The following is a 23154-nucleotide window of genomic DNA, read 5'->3' on the forward strand; positions in this document are numbered from 1 at the left end:
TAGGTGCAAATCAAGCTGTGATCAGCATACAACTTGTCTCCGATCGCTGTCACAATAAACGATGGCATTCACAATACTCACGCGATGCGATTTACAATTTCGAGCGGGTCTGGGCAAACGTTAGCGATCGGGCAACTCTTCATTCAAACCAGCGAAACGGGAGGACAGAAACTTTGTTTTCGGAGCGATCACGGCACGCTCATTGAGGGAGGCGCGATCGCTCCCGATGGCGATCTCACCGACGCAGGTCAAGAGTTATATCGGCAGTTTTTTGTCGCCTGGGGCGTGATGGGCATTACGATGTCCTCTCAATCTCGTTAATTATCTCAACTGCGCGATCGTAGACGGCGGCATCGTATCTGACGTTGCAACTTGAGACTGCTGCCGATAGTGATTTTCTAGCGCACGCGCGATCGCGCCTCTTCGTCGCTCTTGATCATAAGCAATGCTGTCATAGCGATTGCCCAATCCTGGAGCGTCCCACGTTTGAGTTCTAGGGTTGAGAAACGAATACGTCCGCGCCCACAAAACGGCACTTGATCCGGTCAATCCTTTTTGGTGAGCGACTCTTAGCCAATCGATATAACCCCCTTGATCTAACGCGGCTAAAGGAGCCTGATTTGCCAAGTCGATGCCGTTGAGTCTTTCTTCTAGCGTCATCCGAACGCCGTTGCGATCGGCTCTTTGTTTGAGAACCTGACTCTGACTGCGAAGGCGACGGAGTTGACGATCGTCGGCTTCTTCGGGGGTGCAGCTTGCGTCACAGTGCTGATAAGAAAAACTGCCCAAATTCCAGACCCCATTGCCGGGGTCAACGTGCCCATAATAAGCACGAGTTTTGCTGCCATTGAGCGATCGCGTGCCTTCAGCGTGTCCGACGGTTTTTGCGACGATCGAGTTACTGCCGCCTTCAAAAATCGCCTCGGTGTTATCAGCTAAGAAAGAAGAAACATCAGCCTGTCGAGATAGAGTGCGTTTCGCCACAGGTTTCTTTTCTGTCTTCTCTTTTTTAATCTCTCTCTCTTGTTTAGGAGGACTAAAGCTCAGTTCAGGGGTTTTTAGCTGAGCAGTGAGGGAATCTTGAGGATAATTTACTTGACGGCTAGTTGCGGCGGTTTCTACAGAATTGGGCTTTGCGCTAACCGTGCTGTCAAAATCCAGTGTTCCGCTCTGAGAAGCGTGGGCGACTTTAGCAAAGCCAAAAAACATGGTCATCAAACTAACGGCAACAAACAGAAATTTTTTCATAATTAGCAGGTGAAAGAACGATCGACACGTAGGGACATGGCATGCCGTGTCCTCCTATTTGCGAAAACTAAACGCATAGCCCCGATATTCGTTGCCTTCGTAGAGAACGATCAGCCAGGTTTGCGGGTCAAACGCGAGGGGATAAACCTCTCGATCGGACTTCACCCCACTCCGCACCTCTATGGCTAAGGTGCAGTAAGGCTCTTTGAGGATCGATCGCACTTTATCTTTGCGATCGCCTTCTGCAACGGTGAGCAATTGAGTCAACCGCTCTCTAGAGAGATTCACTCCTGGCTTTACAGCGTTTTGACAGAGGTCTTGGGGCGCTTTGGCTCCTAACAGATCGCGAGGATTGATTAACATTCCTGCCAGTGCAACGAAGGTGCCTGCTGCTAGCAAATACTTCACAGACTGTCTTCGAGAGCGTCGATATCTCATAGTCTTTCTCCTGTGGGGCTAGAGGGCGAGAAGATAACAGGACAAAGGATCATGAAAGGGCAACTGAGTCTTGTGTTTCAAGTCGTTAATGGTTTTAATAATACGTTTGTTCTATATTAACAGTACAGACGTACTAAAAAGCAAGTCGTTTTCTAAAAAAGACCTCCTGCGTGAGTTCGGACAGCCCTCCTCACGAAGTGGGGCGAACCCCTCGCCAACCCTTCTCCCCAAGGAAAAGAGAGCCAGAATCTTATTCCCTCTCCTTATAGAGAGGGTTAGGGTGAGGGCGGTTCGGATGCCAGATCATTGGTTGCCAAGCTAATAACAAACCAAGAAGAATGGCAAGATTCATTGTGCCAGCACGCTAGTTGAAACTACCCCCTTTAGTGGGAGACTTTAGTTGCTACACACCTCCCAATGGCTAGGATAGGGCTGCATAGTAGGTTTGAGAAAAACGACCATGAACGACCAACGCGCCCGGCAGCAAGACCGTGAACCGATCGACCGTGCATCTTGTCTGGGTGACGAAATATCGATATCCCGTGCTGAAAGGAGAGATCCAAAAGCGGTGTTGTGTGGAGACTAGATAATTCCTCAAATTTAGGGCTTTATCCAGTTTCTTGTCGCACAATGCCTAAATATCAGCAGTTATCCTGATTGGGGTTCAGGCTCAGTGTTCTTAGAGGGTAACAAATTGATCAAGTATCGGCTTCAACTTCAAAAACTGGCGGATTTAAGTCGTAAATTGGAATTTCATTTTTATGCAACTCCCTAAACTCAAACACGATCGCAAAGGCTAAGATATGGCAACCACTGAAAACTGGGTAGAGGTAGGCTCGCTGGGTTGGTTCTACCGAGAGGCTGACCCGATCGGGCGCACCGATCGCTCACCCGTTTTGCTCCTGCACGGGTTAATCTCTCAAAGCTATAGCTGGCGAGACGTGATGCCAGCCTTAGCAGAACAAGGATTTCGCACGATCGCCCCCGATTGGATTGGCTGCGGCTTTTCAGACAAACCCGATCGCCGGGACTTCGCCTACACTCCAGAAGTCTTGCTTAACGCTCTAGAAGCCTTTATCAACACAGTAGAACTCAAAAAGTTTTCTCTCGTCGCTCAAGGTTTTTTGGGTTCAGTCGGCATTCAATACGCATTGCGGCATCCTCAACAGGTTGAGCGGCTTGCCATTCTCAATGCGCCGATTAGTCAAACCGTCAAACTTCCCTGGAAGCTCAAGCAAATGAGCATTCCATTAGTGGGCGACATGCTGACCCAAAACCCTCTGCTCGTCGATCGCATTCTTGAAGGCGCGGGCGGCTATCGCATCACCGATCGCGATATGGATGTTTATCGCCGCCCTTGGATTAAGAGTTCTGATGCGGGGCGGGCGTTAATGGCGACACTACAAAACTTGCAGCTTCCGCAAGTCACCGCAGAAATTGAGACGGGTTTAACTCAGTGGAATCAGCCACTTCTGTTGGCTTGGGGAGTGCGTGACCCCTGGTTGCCGATGGCGATCGCGCAAACGATCTCTCAATTTCACAAAACCGCCGAGTTTGTCGCCCTCGAAGAAGTCGGACATTACCCTCAAGAAGATTGGCATGAAAAAGTCAGCGATTCGCTAGTAACATTTCTGAGAAGACGCTAATCGACCCTTAGAGTCCGCATTTTGACCAAAACCTCGGAGGTTTAAGCCATTCTGTCGGTCACATGCTTGATGCTTGGTTAAACCTCCGAGGTTTGCGTAAGTCCTAAGAATTTGTTGTCCCTACAATCAATCTAGCTTTGACCGAGTAGCAGAGCGTTCTTCATGGAGCTTTCGATAGGCATCTTGAGCGGCAGGCTTGACTTTATCCCAAGCAAGCCCAGTCTTGCCATGGGTTTTCACATATTCGCTTTGCAACTCAGGTTCGATCTCGTCAAAGGTTTTCCCAGTGTTGCCATGACGAGAGAAAGCGTCGTAGCCAGCTTTATAAGCAGGTGCGTAATCTTCATAGGTGCGACCTGGCTCAACATAAGGGCGAGAAGTGTGATGGACGCGCCAGTGTTCATGTTCGACGCTGGCATCAATGACCTCAGCCGTTTCCTTGCCTAATAGCCCGCCAGTGACCGACCCAATCGCGGCACCTACAACCGCCCCAACTGGGCCACCCACAACACCCCCGACGATCGTGCCGATCGTGCCTGCGCTGGCTGCGCCGATTCCAGTTTCTACAGGGTGGGCACCAGGTTCACCCGTAAGTGGGTCAGGATGTGAATTAGGTTCGCTAAGAGGTTTTGAATGATCGCTCATGATCGAGTCTCGCTTTTTAGTAAGTAGTAGCAACAAGTTAGCTTCGCTGCACTGCTATTAGCCCCTTTTTAAGCAGAACATTCATCTGCATTTAGGTGAGTCTGTGGTTTGTCTAAAGAAGTAGAAAACAGGTAGATCGCATAACGTTGATTCTGACAACCTATCAAAGGGTGAAGCCGTTGGATAATCTATGGCAAGAGAACTTCTGTCTAAGGAGCGGTTTGAACAATGAGCTAGATCAAGTAGAACTAGAATGTTAAATCTAATGGAGATTGTATTCTATGAAACTGAATTATTTTATGAAACAACTTTCAACGATCGGACGTTGGTTAACGACGACTCTATTTTGTTTATCAGCGATCGCGTTCATCTGGCAAGGAGCATTTTTCTCAGGTTCTTCAGCTATTGCAGCTCCGACTGCAACCTTGATCGCCTCATCTGATGCAGGTGATCAAGTCAAAGGGAAAACTCGTGAAGATGCTGGACGAGCTAAGAACTTCATCCGCGATACAGCAGATAAAGTCGAGCAGACCGCAAACAAAAATGCCGATCGCGTCGAGAATGCCGCAGACGGAAAGGGCAGTTTTGTTGAGCGCAAAGCCAAGAAAGACCGGGATCGGATTGAGAAAAGAGCAGAGGAAGATGCGGCTCGGACTGAGAAAGCCGTAGACAACACAAAGAACGCCATTGAAAGCACCGTTGACAAAATTAAGGGTGCTTTTAGTAACTAAACAATAAACACTAGTTTGAATGATTAATGTACATTGCTCTATCACTGGATTTAATTAAGGCGAATTTGATTAAATCTCGTGAAGCAATGTACATTAGCAAGCTGGTTGAGTTTTACTTGAATGAAAATTGTTAGATCGGTTTAAAGTGTAGCGATCGATAATTTGCTAGATCTTAAACGGTCACACTTATGCGAGAACGATTCGGATGATTATTGTCCATCATTTAAACAACTCTCGCTCTCAGCGCATACTCTGGCTGTTAGAAGAACTCAACTTAGAGTATGAAGTCAAGCGTTATGAACGCGACCTAAAGACAATGCTGGCACCCGCAGCGCTGCGTCAAGTGCATCCACTCGGCAAATCGCCAGTGATTACAGACGACGGGCTAACCTTGGCTGAATCTGGCGCGATCGTCGAGTATTTAGTCGATCGCTACGGCAATGGGCGGCTTGCTCCTCCACTTGGCACCCCAGAACGCCTGCGCTACACATACTGGTTGCATTACGCAGAAGGATCTGCTATGCCGCCCCTGTTGTTGAATCTTGTTTTTAACCAGGTTGAGAAGGCACCCATGCCTTTCTTTGCAAAACCGATCGCGCGATCGATTGTGAGTCGCGTCAAGCATTCTTTTATCGGACCTCAAATTGCCCAACATTTAGATTATCTGGAGGCAGAGATCAGCAAAAGCTCATGGTTTGTGGGCAACGAGTTTACTGCGGCTGATATCCAAATGAGCTTTCCATTGGAGGCAGCAGCGATGCGGGCAGGACTGGATGCGAGCCGACCCAATCTCATGAGCTTTCTCGATCGCATTCATGCACGCCCGGCTTATCAGCGTGCGTTGCAGCGCGGCGGCACCTACGAGCTTCTCAGTTAGAAGTTAAAATACTGAGTGATTGAGTCGGATTGGTGACGCTATGCAAATTCAAATTTCAGTCGAAGGTGAGGGCGCGATCGCAGCCACGACCGACCTATTCTCGATGCCTGACATCAACGGCACCTGGAAACCTGTAGACGAAACAGAGCGAGAAGCGGTGCTGGCAACAGTGGGCACGATCGTAGGAGTTGTCGGCGGCAGTCTGGCGATCGCAGAGCAACTTCGCAAATGGTATAAGGAACATCACGCTGGGAAGAACGGCAAAACGATCGAGAAGGTATTGCTAGTAGGACAAAATGGGCAGTGAATCTTGTTGCAGAATGCGAGTCTGGAGCAGATTAAGCAAATCTTAGACTCGTGACATGCACGTAATCAGCCGGAGAAAGTTGCGAGATTTCTGCGAAAACCATGCCGATGCTTGTGAAGCTCTAGATGACTGGTTCAAAACGACAAATCAGGCTGAGTGGAAAAAGCTTGTAGAGGTACAATGTGTTTATCCTCAAGCGGAAGCAGTCGGCAACCTTACGGTTTTCAATATTAGGGGGAATCGGTATCGACTGATTGCTAGCATCAATTACGAACGCCAGATTGTTTACGTTAAGTATGTTCTAACTCATGCTGAATACGACAAGGATACCTGGAAAAATGACCTCTACTATTAGTGCTGAATGTTATGGTAATTTGCTGTTGAAATATCAGCCTAGAGTCATTAAAACTGAGGCTGAAAATGAGGCATTTCTGGCTGTTGTGGAAGAGTTGATGGCGCGATCGCAATTAATGCCAGAGGAAGAAGTTTTGCTGGAGTTGTTGGTGAAGTTGGTTGAGGATTTTGAGGCGCAGCACTATGCACTAAACCTATCAACACCGCGATCAAGGTTGTTGCATCTGATAGAACAGCGGGGTCTTAAAGTAGGCGATTTAGATGAGGTTCTAGGCAATCAGGGGACGGCGATCGCGGCAGGAAAAGACGAGATTGGGTTAGAACAAGCGATCTCGCTGGGGCAGTTTTTTCAGGTAAAGCCTGAGTTGTTTTTGGTGAAGTAGTGCAGACGCTAAACGAGTCTGGAGCAGATTAAGCAAATCTTAGAATCGTGACAGTTGCAAGGATCTTACGGAATATTGCTCAATTGAAGTGTAAAACAGTTTAGATAGGGAAGTTTCTACTTAGCCCCCGATCGAGCTTTTCCATGAGCATTTTCCATCTTGACCTCAGACTCGTTACGGATAGTGCTGCCGAACTGCGATATTTCTTCGACAATCCGAATGATTATGAGCGGCGAGAACTGTTGATATCGGACATCGCAGAGTTAATTGATATTGCTGAAACGGATTATTATGTGCGGTTGCCAAAACCTGCGAGAGAGATTGGGCAAGCGTTGTATCGCTGGTTGGATCGCGATCGCATTCTCACGCAACGTCTAAGCGAGCGACCGTCGGCAGTGGCGATTGCAACCGATCAGCGATTTGCTCATTTGCCTTGGGAAGTATTGCACGATGGGCAAAGTTTTTTGGTGCAGCGTGGGGTGATGCCGATCCGGTGGACGGGGAAGAAGCCGATCGTAGCAAGCAGCGCACCGCAAAATCGGGAGATGAATCTGCTGTTTATGGCGACTTCTCCAGAGAATGTGTCGCCGATCCTGGATTATGAATCGGAAGAAGCGAGGATTTTGCAGACGGCGAAGCATCAGCCGTTGAGTTTGGTGGTCGAAGAAAGCGGATGTTTGGATGAATTGCGGCAACTCGTCGCCGATCGCGCTGACTCGTTTGATGTGTTTCACTTAACGGGACACGCTACTGTGCAAGACGGACAGCCGCGATTTGTGACCGAGACGCAAATCGGAGAGGCGCATTATGCGAGTGCGACTGAGATTGCACGATCGCTCGCCAACCGAGTGCCGCCGATGGTGTTTTTGTCGGGCTGTCACACGGGGCAGGCGGGCAAGGCGGGGGAAGTGAAATCGATGGCAGAGTCGCTGCTCGAATCGGGAGCTTTGGCGGTGTTGGGCTGGGGAAATTCGGTGCGAGACACTGAGGCAGCGGCGGCGGCAGAAGTGCTGTATAAAACGCTGGCAGAGGGTGGCACGGTGCTGCAAGCGATGGGGTTGACTTATCAAAAATTGTTGGAGACAGGGGCGCGGGATTGGCACTTGCTGCGGCTCTACGTGGCGGACAGATTGCCAGAATCGCTGGTGACGCGACGCAATACGCCGGGACGCAAACGATCGACGATCGCACCCGTTCAACCGCAGTTTCTCAACCCGGATGAGACTGATCCGAAAAAACGGATCAAAGTGCCGACGCGAGAAGAGTTTGTCGGGCGGCGACGACAGATTCAGCGCTGTCTGCGATCGCTCTCAACGACTCAGACAGATTATCTGGGCGTGTTGATTCACGGCATGGGCGGGCTGGGTAAGAGCAGCATCGCGTCGCGGTTGTGCGATCGCCTGTCGGAGCGAGTGCCGATCGTTTGGGTGGGTCACATTGATCAAGGGTCGCTGTGTCATCGGCTCAAAGACAAGCTCTCGTCGGAGTTGCGCCAGGTGGTGATCAATCCGCGTGATGAGTTGCGCTATCGGTTGCGCGATGTGTTTGAGGCGTGGAGCGGCAAGCCGTTTGTGTTTGTGCTGGATGATTTTGAACATAATCTGGATGCAACGGCGATGGGCTATGAGTTGTCGGCAACAGTGGCGGCAGTGTTGAAGGCTTTGACTTGGGCGATCGTAGAAACAAATGCACCCCATCGGATCATCATCACCTGTCGCTATGATGTCGAGTCGGCGTGGATTGAGTCGTTTTATCGGCAGCCGATGGAGGCGATGCACGGGGCAGATTTAGAGAAGAAGTGCGATCGCTTAAAGCTAACCAGCCTGGGAACGGCTGACTTGCAACAAGAAGCGAAGCAGCGATCGGGCGGCAACCCCTTATTATTGGAGGGGTTGAGTAAGCGATTGACGGAACCAGAGCCAAAGCTAGAGGCGACGTTAGAAGACTTGAAGCCGCGTGTGTTGGCGCAGAGTTTGGCGACACAGCTAGAGGAAAATCGATCGCTGCGAGAGATGTTGTCGTGGGGCGCGGTGTTTGAGATTCCGGTGCCGCGAGTGGCGATGAAGATTGTCTGTGGGGCTGAGTTTGAGCGATCGCTAGAGCAGTCGATCTCGCTGGGGTTGATGGAGGTCAGCCCCAATGATGAGGTGCGAGTGCCGCGAATTCTGTCGCTGATGGTTCCGGCAATCGATGAAGCGGTGTATGCAGAGCTTGCAAAGTGTCTCTATCAGCAGTGGTGGGAAGAAGCGGACACTTCAACGGAGGAACAGCAGATCGAGATTCATCGGTTTGCGCTGTTGGGGAAAGTAGAAGCGATCGCGGCGAAGATTGCAAGTGTATTAGCGAATCGTTGGAATAACAGCGCTCGTTATCGAGAAGCAGAAGCGATAAGTCAAGCAACGCTAAACATCACGGACAGTTATTTAATTTGGCATGAGCTTGCTCGTTCCAAACACTACACTGACGTATCTCAAGCAATTCTTTGCTATGAACAAGCTTCAAAGAAAAGTCCAACAGGAGAACTAGATAAGACTGACCAACGAGAAAAAGCAGCGATTAATCACAACTTAGCAATTCTCAAAGCGGATCAGGGCTATACAGCAGAGGCGATCGTGCTGTATGACCAGTTAATCGTGCTGTGGGAGCAAATTGGGGATATGCAAAGCAAAGCAGCGACCTTGCACCAAAAGGGCATTCTCAAAGCGAACCAGGGCCATACAGCAGAGGCGTTCGCGCTGTATATTCAATCATTGCTTTTGGATAAGCAAATCGGGAATATACGAGGCAGAGCAGCAACCTTGCCAATGGTGGCGCAATTGCTGGCAGAAGAAGGAAGGTTTGAACCCGCTATCAAATATTTGCAAGAATCGATCGCCATCCTGAAACGCATCAGTTCTCCTGATGCTCAAACGGTTGAAAGAATTTTGGCTCATGTCGTGCAGATGCAGAATCAAGCCTAGCGATTAGCATCTGAGAACCAAAGCGTAGTCAAAACAATAGCGCGATCCCTAATGGAATTACCCGATCGCTTTGCCAACCGTTAGCGCGATCACCAAGGAAACCTCAATGGAACCGTCAACGCTAGAAGGCACTTGGAAAAAAATTCTTCAACACCCCGCTAAACTAGCAGGGCAGCGAATTAAATGTCCCGTCTCTATCAGCATTCTGTTCACATCGTTCCTTTAAATAATCCTTGCGGGCGCACTAACAAAACTGACACCATAATCAAGAGGGCAACCGCCAGCTTATATTCCGATCGTAGCCAGTAGGTGCTGAGTTCTTGAGCCACGCCAATCACCAGCGCCCCAGCGATCGCCCCATAAGGGTTGCCAATTCCGCCCAAAATCACCGAGGCAAACAGCGGCAAAATCAAAAACCAGCCCATGTTAGGTCTGACGGCTTCGACCAACCCCAACATGCTGCCGCCGAGCGCGGTCAAGCTTCCGGCAATCACCCAAGTCCAGATCACGACGCGATCGACATTAATGCCCGTAACTCGCGCTAAATCAATATCATCTGCCACCGCTCGCATGGCTTTACCCACTTTGGTATATTGCAGCAGATAATGCAGCGCCGCGATCGCAACAATCGCTAGCCCAATCACGACAAGATTATAAAGTGGAACTCTGATGCCCGCAAATGATAACGCTTCGGCAACTGGTAATTCATAGCGCTGATTACTGCCGCCCCAAAATAAAATAATGCCATTGCGAATGAATAGAGCCAGCCCGATCGACATAATGATCAGCGTGGTTGAGGTGGCGCGTTGAACCCGCATCGGTGCCCATAACAGCTTTTCAATCAGCAAGGCGACTCCGACCGTGATTGCAGATGAGAGGACGATCGACACCCAAATCGGCAGATTGCTCACCGTGTTAAAAAATAGCGTTACATAAGCGCCCAGGGTCATGAAGTCTCCGTGGGCAAAATTAGACAGCCGCAAAATGCCATAAGTCAGACTCAACCCCACGGCTGACAGTGCGATAATGCTACCGAGTGAGATGCCATTCACAATCAACTGCGCGATTTGGGTATCCATTGCTGAAAACATTTACAATCTATCGCTTGATTGTCTATGAATCAGGCAAGTTTGAAAAGTTTAAAGCAAACCTCGGAGGTTTTGGTCAAAATGCGTAAGTCCTGCAACACTGACTGTTGCCGTTTCTCTTTTAGGGATTTACTTCCTGGCTACTCCAGCTTCGATCGTCTGCCCGGTGATAGAGATAACGATTTTGCGGATCGCCTCTCAGTTCTAGATGGTCAACCTGATTGGGGTCTAACAACAGCAAACAAAAGTGCGGCAGCGGTTCAGTCAGGCTAGGCGGCGGCGGTGAAGAAACCTCGATTTTCGGTTTGCCGGGATGCGCCCAATCAAACTGAACCCGCGCACTGTCAGAAAGGTTTTGCCACATCGATCGCCGAGCCTCTTGCAGCTCATCGTTAGGATGGTCACGTTTCACGATCGTCAACGTCCCCAATAAGCGAAATTGCTCACGGGTGTTGGGGAAGTACCAACAGACTTCTGCCCAGGCGGACTGCTCGATCTGCTCAATTTTCTCGCTGCGGTCGTCGGCAATAAACTTCAATTGATCGGTGTCGTCTCGAAACCCCCGAAACACGACGGTGCGGTTTGCGGGTCTGCCGTCAGGACGCACCGTTGCCAGTTGGAGATAACGGGCATAGGCGAGAGAACGATTGCGCTGAAGGGCACGAGCGATCGACGATCGCCAAGGAGCAAGAACCATTAAAACCAAATAATAGAGAACAAAAGTGGCTCACGAAAAAGTGCTTACAGTAGCGTAATTTATAGAAGTCTTTAAATGATTTTATTTGTCTCGATCGAAGTCGGAAATTGCGTCTATACTCGATCGGCCTATTTATAGTTCGCTTGAACTAGGAAGAGTACTGATTGTCAAAATTCAATCCTAGATGTAGAGTGTATGAACTTATTTTTATCATAATCACGCAGCATATAGCGTTAATTCATCTCAGCGATCACCCCTGACACACGGAGTCACTCATGGTTCGAGACATTATCAAACCCAAAGATATTTCTGACTCAAGCGGTCAGGCTATCAACCAGTTTAGCGGGCAGTTTCCCGTTTCTGCCCCGGCTGCAAATCCAGTTTTTTATCGCACTTATAGCCGCAAGCTGAGTGACGATCGCCGCGAATCATGGCAACAAGTCAGCCAGCGCACCATTCAAGGCATGACCGATTTGGGGCATTTTACCCCCGAAGAGCGGGCACTCGTCGAAAAAATGCAGCAAACTATGCGCTGTCTGCCGTCGGGTCGCTGGCTGTGGGTCGGCGGCACGGGCTGGATCGAGAAGCCTGAAAACTTCTCTGGTGCCTATAACTGCACCAGCACCAACGTCATTGACTGGAAAGCCTTTGGGCTGATGATGGATCTGGCAATGATGGGCTGTGGCACCGGAGCCGTTTTAGAATCTAAATACACTAACCAGCTTCCTATTATCCGCAATCGCTTAATCGTGAAGCACGTTAGCGAAATTGGCACCGCTTCGGTTGAGCAGCGCCAAGAGAAAACGCAGATTACGGCTGAAGGAAATCAAGTCACAATCCGCGTGGGTGACAGTCGTCAGGGTTGGGTTGCTTCTTATCAAGGCTTGCTAGAACTCTGCACCGACGATCGCTTCACGGGTGATGTAGAAGTTACGATCAACCTCAGCCATGTCCGCCCTGCCGGAGAGCGCCTCAAAGGATTTGGCGGCATGGCAAACCCCGTACGACTACCGGGATTGTACGAACGCTGCGCTAAGATTCTTGACCGAGCGATCGGGCGACAGCTCACTTCGATCGAGGGTTGCTTACTGATTGATGAAGCCGCTGCCTGCGTGGTTGCCGGAAACATCAGAAGATCGGCAGGGATGCGTCAAGGCGGCAGCGAAGACACCGACTTTGCCGGAGCAAAAGAAAATCTCTGGCAGCAAGACGCTGAGGGCAACTGGCGAATTGATCCCGATCGCGACGCTTTGAGAATGGCAAATCACACCCGTGTCTATCACCATCAGCCCACCGCCCAAGAATGTATTGATGCGGTTCGTAAGCAGTTTTACTCTGGTGAAGGTGCCATTCAATATGCACCGGAGGCGATCGCGCGATCGAATGCAGACATTCTCACTACATCTGAACTAAAGACCGAATTTTTACGAGCTTACGACGCGGGTCAAGGGCAACAATGGATACAAGCAAGACATCCAGAAATGCCGCTTCAAGAGTTGGAGCATCGTCTAGGACGCTACGGGCTAAATCCTTGTGGTGAAATTTTAGGCGAGGACTTCCACTGTAATTTATCTGAAGTTCACCTTAATCAGCTTGACCCGTTCGATTATCAAGAACAAGAAGGGGCATTTACAGCCGGGGCGCTGTCAGTAGCGGCGTTGCTGAACCACACATTTCAGGAGCCGCGCTATCAATATTCTCGTGAGCTAGACCCGATCGTCGGAGTCTCCTTCACAGGCTTATTCGACTTTTTTGTGAATGCGTTTGGCGTAGAGTGGCTGCGCTGGTGGGAAGCGGGCAGACCTGATACGGTCAACGGCTTGGAGTTTAAGCAAAAAGAGCAAGATTATCTGACTCGCTGGCGCAATATTGTGCATCAAGTGGTTTGGGATTATTGCGATCGTCACGATATCAAGCGTCCAAATCGCTGCACGACCGTTCAGCCTGCTGGCACAAAGTCGCTGCTGACGGGTGCGAGTCCGGGGTGGCATCCGCCCAAAGCACAGCGCTTTATTCGTCGGATTACGTTCCGCAAAAACGATCCGGTGGCGTTGGCTTGTTTAGATTATGGTTACAGCATTGTGCCTTCGCAGTCAGACAAAGACGAAACAGGGAATTTGCTCAATGATCCCTTTGACATTCGCTGCACTGAGTGGCTGGTAGAAATTCCGGTTGAGGTGCCTTGGGCAGTGTTGCCAGGAGCCGATCGAGTGGAAATTGAGAAATTCTCTGCGGTGGCTCAGATGGATTTTTATATGCAGGTGCAGCGCTTTTACACGACGCATAACACGAGTGCAACGATCGAGCTTCGTGAAGACGAGATCGATGCACTAGCGGCGAAGATCTATCACGCGATCGAGCACCACGAGGGCTATATCAGTGCAGCACTGTTGGCACGATTTGATGCGCCATTTCCCCGGTTGCCGTTTGAGAAGATCGATCAGGAAACTTATGAGCGACTGCAACGGGAGGTGAGCGATCGTCAGAAGACTTCAGATTTTTATGCGGCGCTGACTCGATATGATTCGGGTGAGGTGGCGGCTGAAGGCCCGGCGGGTTGCGATAGCGATAAGTGCATGATGCCTGAGAAGAAAGGCTAACCCCAACCTCGGCTATTTTTTGGAGATTCTCTGTTCAGCGAATACCAATTTTTCATATGAAAAATTGGTATTCGCCGAATAATGCACTTGAGCGGCTTGACTTTGCAATCACCAAGATTTTTGGACAGTCTGCGCCAAGCGAATTATTAGATGCCCTTTAGCCTACGGCACAAATTAGTCTTTATGTACTATTTAAGCTCAAAGTGGTAGGCTTTATATCTCTCTACATCTGAGAGTAACTTGTGTTCCCGATCCCAGGGCGAATAAAGTAATGCAGCAATTGTCTCTTTCTCTGGAACTGCTCAACTCCGAGGCAGCTAATACAAATTGGTTTCAAGATATCTTAGCTACTCTTAAGGTGAGACAAGAGACGGCATGGGCTGACAATTTTGGCAAATTTCTTCATAGATGGCTACGGCAACAAGGCATTGCTCCAGTTAGGACACTTAGCTTGTTTTCTGGCGGTGGTGGGCTAGATATTGCATTTCACGATGCTGGATTTGAAATAGTCCAGATGGTTGAACTAGAAGCTAAATATATTCAGACACTACAAAAAAATTCTCAACCAGGAAAATGGTTAGAAGGTTCTAAACCGGTTTGTATCGATATCAGAGACTATTCGCCCGATTCTGATCTTAAAGTGGATTTCATCATTGGAGGTCCACCGTGTCAAACTTTCTCTGCGGCTGGACGTAGAGCGGCTGGAGTATCTGGAACAACAGACGCTAGAGGAACACTATTTCAAGAATATGTTCGCATTTTAAAACTGCTTCAACCTAAAGGATTTTTATTTGAGAACGTATATGGAATTACTGGGGCAAATGGAGGAGGGGCATGGCAAGAAATTCAAGAAGCTTTTCAAGAAGCTGGATATAATATTTACTTCCGCATTCTTGATACTGCTGACTACGGTGTCCCTCAGCATCGCGAGCGTTTGTTTATTGTTGGTTTGAAGCAAGGAAAATACTTATTTCCATATCCTACTCACGGTTTTGACTCACTCGATCGACAGCCATATTACTCAGCCGCAAATGCTGTAGAAGATGCTGATATTTCAGACATAGAAACAGGTTTAGGGGGGCGATTTGGTCATCTGCTTGAAGATATTCCGCCTGGGCTTAACTACAGCTTTTATACAAAGGAAATGGGTTATCCCAACCCAATTTTCAGTTGGAGATCTAAATTCTCTGATTTTTTGTACAAAGCAGATCCAGATACTCCAGTACGGACAATAAAAGCTCAGGGTGGGCAATACACTGGTCCTTTTAGTTGGGAAAACCGTAAATTTTCCATCTCTGAGTTAAAGCGTTTGCAAACTATTCCTGATGACTATGAGATGATAGGTAATCGACAAATTGTTATTGAGCAAATTGGAAATTCGGTTCCTCCTCAGTTAGGTAGAATTCTCGCTCTTAGCATCTTAGATCAGGTGATAAATGTTGAACTACCTTTTAATCTAGCTTATTTGCCTCAGAGCAAGAAATTAGGCTTTAGGCAGCGTAAAAGAGGGTTGACAAAAATTTATCTTCAAAAAGCTCAAACAGCAATTACTGAACTGTCTAGGAAAGGGAAATTTACAGATTTAGCTGATTCTATTTATGAGAATAAAGGAGAGTCTGTCAGATTCTTATCTGTAGAAACTTTTTCATGGACAAAAGAACTAGCTCCAGATTGTGTAAAAATCTACTTGAATTATGAATTAAGCGATTCTTCTTGGACAATTACAGCGAGTACCAGTGGCAATTGGGAGGAACCGGATCAATTTATCATTGATGTATATCCCTCATGTGGTCACGATGAGTGGGTTCTTGGTGCGAACTCGGTTAAGCTATGTGCCAAAAAACTAAATGCACAAGTTTTTACATCTCTTTGGAAAGCCTTTGAAGAAAAGTTGAGTGAAGCTACAGGTAAAGCAGATTTAGTGCAGTTATCTGGATATTATCAGTACAATGCTCGCATCAGTGGAGTCATGAACTTCTGTGAAAAGTCGAAAGTTAGTTCATTTTGGCGCGTGGTGCAGTGCGTAACAAGGTGTATCGGTACTTCTGCTCAACTTAAAGCAATAGAATTTGCAGAACAGTGGGGTGTTGAAGAGAAAGATATATTCTTCTACCTTCAGTCTTTAAGGGCTATGGGCTATGAAGTTAGAAGTAACAATACAAATCCGCAGATTCTCGCGGGTGAATATCTAATTCCTTATGCCTTTCCTACACTCAATCCAAAGAGTGTTCAACTCCGTAAACACTTGTAACAATGAACAATGAATGAGCAGCATTTAAGAGTTTACAGCAATAGAAGTGAGTTGATTTTACCTGATGGAACGATTCAACTCTTTCCAGAAGGAGTCATGAATCAAGCTGCAAAAGATCGGCATAGAAAGATTATTTTAGAACTATCAGAAGGTTATCTGGAAACTCAAATTCTATTGTGCAGAAATCAGTCATCAATGCTGAATTTTTCAGAACTACCTCATTTACAAAGAGAACTTTTAGACAAACTAGTTCAATCAGTAACGAGTGAGGTTGGTAGAGCAGTGGTTGGTCTATCAATTCTACAATTATGTCTTAAGGCGATCGAGCCAGAGCAAAATATTAGATTGCATAAAGGTGGAAAAAGTATTAAAAAAGACTTCTCCTGGTGTGACGGTATATCCATGCGTAGTCTTGATAAGAACTACATCACGCCAGTTCTACGAAAGTATGACTTGCTAAAGTTAAACGCTGATGGCTTCATGATGACTCGCACTTTAGCAGAGAATTATCCATATTCATCTATGTACAAAGCCTATATAAGAGGTGCCCGTATTGAATGGATGCAAATTGTTGAAGCGATTGAGAACAGAGAAGTAGTCCCTATCCTTGCGTTACAGTATTTACTTTCACAATTGATTAACCAAGCGGATAACTTTGGAAGACTAGCTCTACAGGTAATCGAAAAGCTTAATCTATTTTTTGAAGCGACGATCGTCGATCGAGAAATTTCATTAGGCTTCATTCTGCGTCACATTAATCGATCTGATTATGCTGCTCGATTAATGGAAATTGCTATGCACAGTTTGATGCAAGCTATGCAAGATTACCAAGTCTTTCCAGACAGTCTCTTGAAACCTCTTTCACAAATGCGTTCAGCCAACAAGAAGCATGGGAATGTTGGTGATATTGAGCTTTTAGAAGATAGACGAATTGTGGAAGCCTGGGATGCCAAATATGGCAAATCATATTTACGAGATGAGATTGAGGAATTATCAGAAAAACTGGAGGTGCATTCTGCTATTAGGCTGGCTGGGTTTGTTACAAGTCTTGAGCCTGAGCGGCTTGATGAGTTGAAACCCAGATGCGAGGCGATTGAGGAGATTTACGGAATATCTTTAGAAATTCTGACTTTCGGAGAGTGGGTTGAAGAACAGTTTGAACGTGCGTTGATAGAGGAAACCGTTTCGGAGCAGGAACTTGCTGCGGCTTGGCTCATAGCGTACGCTGAATCTTTGGCACAGCGACGTAGAGAAATTGCGCCAATTGACGAACCTTGCTACCAATGGTTGTCAACAATGAACGATATCCTGATCGAAGAACTACTGGATACCCCAAACTCCTAAATGCTTTAGTTCGCCAAGGCATCCAACTAACTTCTGAGCAAGCATTAAATAGTATGGAGAGTTCGGACCAGCAAAACTATAAATTCACAAATCAAAAGCCTTTTGACTGACGGGATCAAAAGGCTTTGCAAAATATTTCGAGTGCCGCGTAAATCTCGATCGTAGCTTTAGCGAGATTAAGCCTGACGGGAGTAGTACTCAACCACCAGCAGTTCATTGATTTGAATCGCGATCCATTCGCGCTCAATCACACTATTCACTTTGCCTGTGAGCTTGTTTTTATCAAACTCCAAGTGATTCGGTAGGTTTGCCAAACCCGGATACTGTAAGTTTTGCTCAACTAACTTGCGAGAAGCCTCTTTGTCTTTGACTGCGATCACATCTCCAGCACGACACTGGTAGCTGGCAATATCGACGACGCGACCGTTAACGGTGATGTGCCCATGATTGACCACCTGACGCGCACCCGGAATGGTCGGAGCCATGCCCATGCGAAACACCGTGTTATCTAGACGCATTTCGAGCAGTTGCAGCAATACCTGTCCGGTAGAGCCAGATGCCCGACGAGCCTTTCTAACATAGCGAAGCAGTTGCCGCTCGTTAACGCCGTAGTTAAAGCGGAGTTTTTGTTTTTCTTCTAGACGAACTGCATATTCAGAGCGCTTTTTGCGTTCTTGCCCGTGTTGGCCAGGGGGATAGGCTCGTCTTGGTGATTTGCGGGTTAGACCGGGTAGGTCTCCCAAACGCCGCACAATTCTTAAGCGCGGACCTCGATATCGCGACATTCTGACTTCCTCGTCTCGAAAATTTATACAGCTTATCTAGTATAGAGGGTGAAGCTGTTAACTTCAAATAAGAAGATGATTTTTTTGAGTGCGATCGCCCCATGAAACTGCTGCTCATCGGACTCGTTCGCGGCTATCGAGTCTTTATTTCGCCGTTATTCTTGCCGTCGTGTCGGTTTCAGCCCACTTGCTCACAATATGCGATCGAAGCCCTCGATCGTCACGGAGTCTTAAAAGGCAGTTGGCTGGCAACTCGTCGCATCTGTCGCTGTCACCCTTTCAGTTCGGGCGGTTATGATCCGGTGCCTGATAAGGAAATCGAGTGATTGACCCTGTAGTGATTAGCATCGTCACATTTTCTGGTCATGAAGAGAGCACCCTGGATTATTGCGATCGCGGTTTCTTGTGCGGCGGTGGTGGGGGCAGGAATTGCGGCAACGATGCGCTTCAATTCCCCAAATCAACCGCCTGCTCCGTCAATTGCCGCTTCACCTGAAGTTTTATCGCCTTCCCCGTCACCGAGCGAATCTGCCTCCCCAGCGCCAACCCCCTCACCTCAGTCAAAGCTGGATGACTTTCCGCATCAGCGCATTGTGTTAAAAGATCAAACCACTCCTGAGTTTGCGAAGTTTCGTCAACAGTTGCAGCAGGCAATTCAAAAGCGAGATGCAGGATTCGTATCAGCGTTGATTCCGCAAAAGGGACTCGCGTTAGGGTTTGGCAGAGCCAACACTGCTAAAGAACTGAAGCTAGAAGATCCCAAAGCATCGTTTTGGAGCATTTTAGAAAAGGCAATGGGATCAACCTGTGGATTTGCTGACCCGAATGCGACAACGGCTGCCAAGGGTTGGATTTGTCCTACCGTGTCGCGCGATTTTTATCAGCAATATCCTCCTAAACCTGATACACCTCCCGGTTTAGAGTATGAATTGTCTAATGTGATTGTGGTCGGCGATCGAGTCAACGTCCGTGCCCTTCCCAATCTCAACAGCGAAGTCGTGGGCATCTTATCTAATGAAGTGGTGAAGTTTGATCAGAGGCGATTTGAGAATAGTCAAGAAGAGCAGATTAAGGCATTCGATCCGATTAGCGATTGGACTCCGGTTATTTTGCCCAACCGCAAGCAAGGCTATGTTTATAACCGCTATGCTTATCGATCGCTAGAGAACCGAGCCATTTTTAAGAAAATCAATGGCAAATGGCAAATCACAGAAATGCCAGGAGGCGATTAGTCAGAAAGCATGAAGCCCTATCAACAAGTCCCGATTCTTGAATGTGGCGAAGCGATCGTTGCGATTCCGGCTGAGTTCTCACGGGTGTCACCTCATCCCTACGAGAAATTGGGTGCGCCTTATGGAGACCGATCGCCGTTTTATTTGCGGCAGGGAGTTGTCGATCGTCTCCTGATCGCCCAGCAAACCTTACAAAAAAATCATCCAAACTGGCGAATTCAGATTTTTGATGCGTATCGCCCTGTAGCTGTGCAGCAATTCATGGTCGATTACACTTTTTTAGAAGTGGCACAGACCCAAAATTTAACGCCAAAAAATCTGACTGACGAACAGCGTCAAGATCTTTTGCAACAGGTTTACCAGTTTTGGGCGATTCCCAATCTTGATCCTGCAATGCCGCCACCTCACAGCACCGGAGCCGCGATCGATGTCACGTTAATAAATGAATTGGGTGATGAGATCGACATGGGTTCTCCCATTGATGAGATTTCTGAGCGATCGTTTCCCAACCACTTTGCTGAAGGTTCTGATTTTGATCAACGTCGCCAGATTCTAAACCAGGTGATGACTACAGCCGGGTTCAAACGCCACTGGAATGAGTGGTGGCATTTTTCCTATGGCGATCAGATTTGGGTGTGGCTGATGAGACAAGAAAACTTAGACCAACCCTTTGTCGCGAAATATGGGCGCGTTTGAGAGAAGTCCGATCGCTGGAGTTAGAAGTCTCGATCGCAGGTTAGTATCTCTTCAGGTGTCCCTCGCTAAACAGAGGTTTATGTATGGAAGTGCAGCTAATTAGAACTGAAGCAAATTATCAAGAAGCCCTTCGAGAAATCGAATTACTGTTTAATGCAGCCCCAAACACCCCTGACTATGACCGACTAGATGTGCTTACTACCTTGGTGGAAGCCTACGAGAAAACACATTTTCCGATCGAACTGCCTGATCCGATCAAGGCGATCCAATACTATATGGATACCCGTGAATGGTCGCGTCGTGATTTGGAACCCTGTCTTGGAAGTCGGGCTAGGGTCTCTGAGATATTATCCCGTAAGCGTTCTTTGACTCTGGAGATGATTCGGAGGCTAAATCAAGAGTTGGGGATCCCGGCTGAGATTCTCATCCAGCCTTATGAATCTGCACAAACCTCCGCATAACAAAAGTATATCGATCGGATTTTTGTGCGACTGATGCGACAAGAAAACCTAGACCAACTTTCTATCCTGAGATGGGCAAGTTTGAGAGCAGTTTTGATGAGAGTTCGATGGATTTTAGAATAATAAGCAGAAACGTTATGCCAGTGCTGAACTGTTAGTCTTTAGCAACGTTAATGCATCAAGATTATCGCTTGAGAGCAAAAAATATAAAAACGTACCGGATGTACTTTCAATACCTTGAAATAATTATCTAGCTAGTTCTCTAGAGGATGTATAAATGAAATTACGGTGGCTAACTTTCTTTCTGCTCTTTAGTGGACTTGGCGTAATCCTGATATATGTCACATCGTTGAAATATGATCACCCCCTCAAATCCGAACCCAGCGAAGTAGTAGTAAGCGCACGACTGCCCAAGCCATTATCTAGTTCGTCACCACAGACACGACCGCCGATTGAAGGTGGAGGTGCAGCACCTGGTGGAGTGACACAACCGCCTAAGCCATCTCAACAGGAAGTAATCTTTGCCGAGGATGCCATTGATAAAGCATTAACACGGCTTCGTAAAGGGCAAGTATATCACAATGTACCTAAAGAGATGAAGGTTGGAGTTTCAGAAACGATTGAAGCTGGAATTGCTCCAGAGGTTACAGAAAAGATAAGAAAAGAATTGCAGGGTAGGGGAGATATCAAAATTAAATCAGGAGTTCGATTTGATCCCAAAAGCACGGAGATGAAATTAATTGTGCAGCCTGATGAGTTTAAGGTCTTTGAAGTGGAAGGTGGCGAGCAGTTTGTTACTGCAAGCACTCCTGGAAAATGGCTTTGGCGAGTCACACCACTCAAGTCTGGAGATAATCTAATTCGCGTGAAAGCTATCGTCAAGCTCAATGTGCCTAAACTTAATATTACACGCTCAGTTGAGGTTGAAGTATTTAGTGAAACAAGGGATGTAAAGGTAAACTTGGGTTATTCTGTCAACCAATTCACATCTAGTAACTGGAAAGAGATTCTTAGCTTAGTGATTGGATCTGGCTCACTAGCTAGTCTTGTCACTTGGTTGATTGGTAGAAAAGATAAAAGGGAGCCTGAAGAGTCTAAGGGTTGATCCCACGACTCATTCAATTGTTTGATCCTCATTAAAAGCGAACCAAGCAATCACAATAGCGCAGTCTAACAATTCTGACTCACTGGACTGACCTAAACCACCGATGTGAATGCCGAGGTTGTTTGCAGTCACCGACTTAAGCCGTTAGCTCGTTAGCCCCGATCGCCAAAGTTAAGTTTCGGATGCGTTATTCTACGAAGCGATCACATCACCAAATACCCAACATCTGTAGTGTGAAACCGGGCAAAACATCCTCGCCAGACAAGCTTTCAGGATTTTCTAACACCTCCACCAACCGATCGGGGCGATAGATTTCAACTTGGCGAGTTTGGCGATTAATTAACCAGCCTAACCGTGCGCCGTTGTCGAGATATTCCTGCATTTTGGCTTGTAGTATGGTCAGGTTATCGCTGGGTGACAGCAGTTCGACGACAAAATCGGGACAGATGGGCGCAAATCGCTGCTGTTGTTCTTGATTGAGCGCGTTCCAACGATCGAGCTTCACCCAAGCAGCATCAGGAGAACGATCGGCACCATTGGGCAGTTTAAATCCGGTTGAAGAATCGAAAGCGATTCCAGATTCATCTTGATCTGACCAGTTAAAAAGTCGTTGGTTAAATCTGCCGTTGCGGTTGCCTGTTTCGCTGCCAGTCGGGGACATGATGACGAGTTCTCCGGTGGCGGTGCGTTCAAATCTTACATCTCGGTTGGCTTGACAGAGGTTATAGAACTGCTGGTCAGTCAAGTCAATAATGGAATTGAGTTGAATGGTGAGTGCTGTCATGGTGGTTGGGGTATGAACTTTAGGTTTTGAATGATGAGTTCTGACGTTCGACTCATCATTCAAAATCCAAAATCGTTTACTCTTCGACCTTCACCGAGATAATTTTGTCACCCTGACGAATGGCGTTTACAACATCCATATCTTGGGTTTGTCCAAAGGTAGTATGCTGCCCGTCGAGGTGAGGTTGAGGAGAATGACAGATGAAGAACTGACTTCCGCCCGTGTTGCGACCTGCATGAGCCATTGACAGAGTTCCTGCCAAATGCTTATTTTTGTTAATCTCGCAGTTGATTTTGTAACCAGGCCCACCTGTTCCAGTCCCTAGCGGACAGCCGCCCTGAACCATAAAGTTGGGAATGACCCGATGAAACTTTAGACCATCGTAAAATCCTTTGTTTGCTAGTTCTACGAAGTTCTCGATCGTTTTAGGCGCGTCTTGATCAAACATATCAAGATGAATCGTGCCCTTATCGGTTTCCATGATGATGCGAGTCATAGAGTTGCTCCTTATTTTCACCCTTA

General features: G+C 47.6%; 24 protein-coding genes and 1 pseudogene. 17 read left to right on the forward strand and 8 right to left on the reverse strand.

Annotated features, from left to right (window positions below; translation table 11 throughout):
* Positions 1 to 33 precede the first annotated feature (33 nt).
* Entirely contained in the window at positions 34 to 321 is a 288-nt protein-coding gene (locus tag BRW63_RS10370) for a hypothetical protein (RefSeq protein ID WP_223257346.1), read from the forward strand.
* On the opposite strand, the gene BRW63_RS10375 is transcribed toward BRW63_RS10370, so the two are convergent.
* Both BRW63_RS10375 and BRW63_RS10380 read right to left on the reverse strand, forming a co-directional pair.
* On the reverse strand, positions 322 to 1248 hold the full coding sequence (locus BRW63_RS10375) for a hypothetical protein (RefSeq protein WP_073070869.1): 927 nt from the start codon (positions 1246 to 1248) through the stop codon (positions 322 to 324).
* 54 nt (positions 1249 to 1302) lie between these two features.
* Positions 1303 to 1686: a hypothetical protein gene (locus tag BRW63_RS10380; RefSeq protein ID WP_073070871.1), complete on the reverse strand. Its 384-nt coding sequence runs from the start codon at positions 1684 to 1686 to the stop codon at positions 1303 to 1305.
* 460 nt (positions 1687 to 2146) lie between these two features.
* Here BRW63_RS10380 and BRW63_RS30155 point away from each other — a divergent pair.
* Positions 2147 to 2258, forward strand: a pseudogene (locus BRW63_RS30155) (transposase); the annotation flags it as partial.
* A gap of 231 nt (positions 2259 to 2489) precedes the next feature.
* Positions 2490 to 3332: an alpha/beta fold hydrolase gene (locus BRW63_RS10390; RefSeq protein ID WP_073070872.1), complete on the forward strand. Its 843-nt coding sequence runs from the start codon at positions 2490 to 2492 to the stop codon at positions 3330 to 3332.
* A 126-nt stretch (positions 3333 to 3458) separates the two neighbouring features.
* On the opposite strand, the gene BRW63_RS10395 is transcribed toward BRW63_RS10390, so the two are convergent.
* The gene (locus BRW63_RS10395; protein ID WP_073070874.1) at positions 3459 to 3977 is read right to left on the reverse strand and encodes a hypothetical protein; all 519 of its coding nucleotides are present in this window, start codon (positions 3975 to 3977) and stop codon (positions 3459 to 3461) included.
* Positions 3978 to 4276: 299 nt separating this feature from the next.
* Here BRW63_RS10395 and BRW63_RS10400 point away from each other — a divergent pair, with 299 nt between their 5' ends.
* The 6 genes from BRW63_RS10400 (at position 4277) to BRW63_RS10425 (ending at position 9589) form a co-directional block, all read left to right on the forward strand.
* Positions 4277 to 4708 carry a hypothetical protein gene (locus BRW63_RS10400; RefSeq protein ID WP_223257347.1) on the forward strand — a complete coding sequence of 144 codons (432 nt, stop codon included), beginning with the start codon at positions 4277 to 4279 and terminating at the stop codon, positions 4706 to 4708.
* A 205-nt stretch (positions 4709 to 4913) separates the two neighbouring features.
* Positions 4914 to 5585 carry a glutathione S-transferase gene (locus BRW63_RS10405; protein WP_073070877.1) on the forward strand — a complete coding sequence of 224 codons (672 nt, stop codon included), beginning with the start codon at positions 4914 to 4916 and terminating at the stop codon, positions 5583 to 5585.
* 40 nt (positions 5586 to 5625) lie between these two features.
* Entirely contained in the window at positions 5626 to 5892 is a 267-nt protein-coding gene (locus BRW63_RS10410) for a hypothetical protein (RefSeq protein ID WP_083582841.1), read from the forward strand.
* A 55-nt stretch (positions 5893 to 5947) separates the two neighbouring features.
* Entirely contained in the window at positions 5948 to 6247 is a 300-nt protein-coding gene (locus BRW63_RS29915) for a type II toxin-antitoxin system HigB family toxin (RefSeq protein ID WP_073070879.1), read from the forward strand.
* Entirely contained in the window at positions 6231 to 6629 is a 399-nt protein-coding gene (locus tag BRW63_RS10420; RefSeq protein WP_073070881.1) for a helix-turn-helix domain-containing protein, read from the forward strand. Before BRW63_RS29915 ends, BRW63_RS10420 begins: the two co-directional genes overlap by 17 nt.
* 143 nt (positions 6630 to 6772) lie before the next feature.
* The gene (locus BRW63_RS10425) at positions 6773 to 9589 is read left to right on the forward strand and encodes a CHAT domain-containing protein (protein ID WP_073070882.1); all 2817 of its coding nucleotides are present in this window, start codon (positions 6773 to 6775) and stop codon (positions 9587 to 9589) included.
* A gap of 209 nt (positions 9590 to 9798) precedes the next feature.
* Here the strand turns inward: BRW63_RS10425 and BRW63_RS10430 are convergent, their stop codons facing one another.
* Together BRW63_RS10430 and BRW63_RS10435 are read right to left on the reverse strand one after the other, a co-directional pair.
* Positions 9799 to 10668, reverse strand: coding sequence for a branched-chain amino acid ABC transporter permease (locus BRW63_RS10430; protein ID WP_073070884.1), 870 nt, complete (start codon positions 10666 to 10668; stop codon positions 9799 to 9801).
* Between the two features lie 130 nt (positions 10669 to 10798).
* Entirely contained in the window at positions 10799 to 11374 is a 576-nt protein-coding gene (locus BRW63_RS10435; RefSeq protein WP_073070886.1) for an Npun_F5749 family FMN-dependent PPOX-type flavoprotein, read from the reverse strand.
* 275 nt (positions 11375 to 11649) lie between these two features.
* On the opposite strand from BRW63_RS10435, the gene nrdJ reads away from it, so the two are divergent.
* The 3 genes from nrdJ to BRW63_RS10450 all read left to right on the forward strand — a co-directional run bounded on the left by nrdJ (position 11650) and on the right by BRW63_RS10450 (position 17569).
* Positions 11650 to 13974 carry a ribonucleoside-triphosphate reductase, adenosylcobalamin-dependent gene (gene nrdJ / locus BRW63_RS10440; RefSeq protein WP_073070887.1) on the forward strand — a complete coding sequence of 775 codons (2325 nt, stop codon included), beginning with the start codon at positions 11650 to 11652 and terminating at the stop codon, positions 13972 to 13974.
* Between the two features lie 271 nt (positions 13975 to 14245).
* Positions 14246 to 16225, forward strand: coding sequence for a DNA cytosine methyltransferase (locus BRW63_RS10445; RefSeq protein WP_073070889.1), 1980 nt, complete (start codon positions 14246 to 14248; stop codon positions 16223 to 16225).
* A 9-nt stretch (positions 16226 to 16234) separates the two neighbouring features.
* Complete coding sequence (locus tag BRW63_RS10450) at positions 16235 to 17569, forward strand: hypothetical protein (RefSeq protein ID WP_073070890.1); 1335 nt, start codon at positions 16235 to 16237, stop codon at positions 17567 to 17569.
* Between the two features lie 176 nt (positions 17570 to 17745).
* Here the strand turns inward: BRW63_RS10450 and rpsD are convergent, their stop codons facing one another.
* Positions 17746 to 18354 (reverse strand): 30S ribosomal protein S4, encoded by a 609-nt coding sequence (gene rpsD / locus BRW63_RS10455; protein ID WP_073070892.1) that lies wholly within the window; start codon positions 18352 to 18354, stop codon positions 17746 to 17748.
* Between the two features lie 101 nt (positions 18355 to 18455).
* Here rpsD and yidD point away from each other — a divergent pair, with 101 nt between their 5' ends.
* The 5 genes from yidD (at position 18456) to BRW63_RS10480 (ending at position 21848) form a co-directional block, all read left to right on the forward strand.
* The gene (yidD, locus tag BRW63_RS10460) at positions 18456 to 18680 is read left to right on the forward strand and encodes a membrane protein insertion efficiency factor YidD (RefSeq protein WP_073070894.1); all 225 of its coding nucleotides are present in this window, start codon (positions 18456 to 18458) and stop codon (positions 18678 to 18680) included.
* A 39-nt stretch (positions 18681 to 18719) separates the two neighbouring features.
* Entirely contained in the window at positions 18720 to 19586 is an 867-nt protein-coding gene (locus BRW63_RS10465) for an SH3 domain-containing protein (protein ID WP_073070895.1), read from the forward strand.
* A 9-nt stretch (positions 19587 to 19595) separates the two neighbouring features.
* Entirely contained in the window at positions 19596 to 20282 is a 687-nt protein-coding gene (locus tag BRW63_RS10470; protein ID WP_073070897.1) for a M15 family metallopeptidase, read from the forward strand.
* A gap of 83 nt (positions 20283 to 20365) precedes the next feature.
* On the forward strand, positions 20366 to 20743 hold the full coding sequence (locus tag BRW63_RS10475; protein WP_073070899.1) for a helix-turn-helix domain-containing protein: 378 nt from the start codon (positions 20366 to 20368) through the stop codon (positions 20741 to 20743).
* A gap of 277 nt (positions 20744 to 21020) precedes the next feature.
* Complete coding sequence (locus tag BRW63_RS10480) at positions 21021 to 21848, forward strand: hypothetical protein (protein ID WP_073070901.1); 828 nt, start codon at positions 21021 to 21023, stop codon at positions 21846 to 21848.
* 208 nt (positions 21849 to 22056) lie between these two features.
* Here BRW63_RS10480 and BRW63_RS10485 read toward each other — a convergent pair whose 3' ends face one another.
* Together BRW63_RS10485 and BRW63_RS10490 are read right to left on the reverse strand one after the other, a co-directional pair.
* Positions 22057 to 22632, reverse strand: a complete 576-nt coding sequence (locus BRW63_RS10485; RefSeq protein WP_073070902.1) for a Uma2 family endonuclease — start codon at positions 22630 to 22632, stop codon at positions 22057 to 22059.
* 76 nt (positions 22633 to 22708) lie between these two features.
* Positions 22709 to 23128, reverse strand: coding sequence for a peptidylprolyl isomerase (locus tag BRW63_RS10490; protein WP_073070904.1), 420 nt, complete (start codon positions 23126 to 23128; stop codon positions 22709 to 22711).
* Between the last annotated feature and the right edge of the window lie 26 nt (positions 23129 to 23154).

Source organism: Phormidesmis priestleyi ULC007, assembly GCF_001895925.1.
Taxonomy (GTDB): Bacteria; Cyanobacteriota; Cyanobacteriia; order Leptolyngbyales; family Leptolyngbyaceae; genus Phormidesmis_A; species Phormidesmis_A priestleyi_A.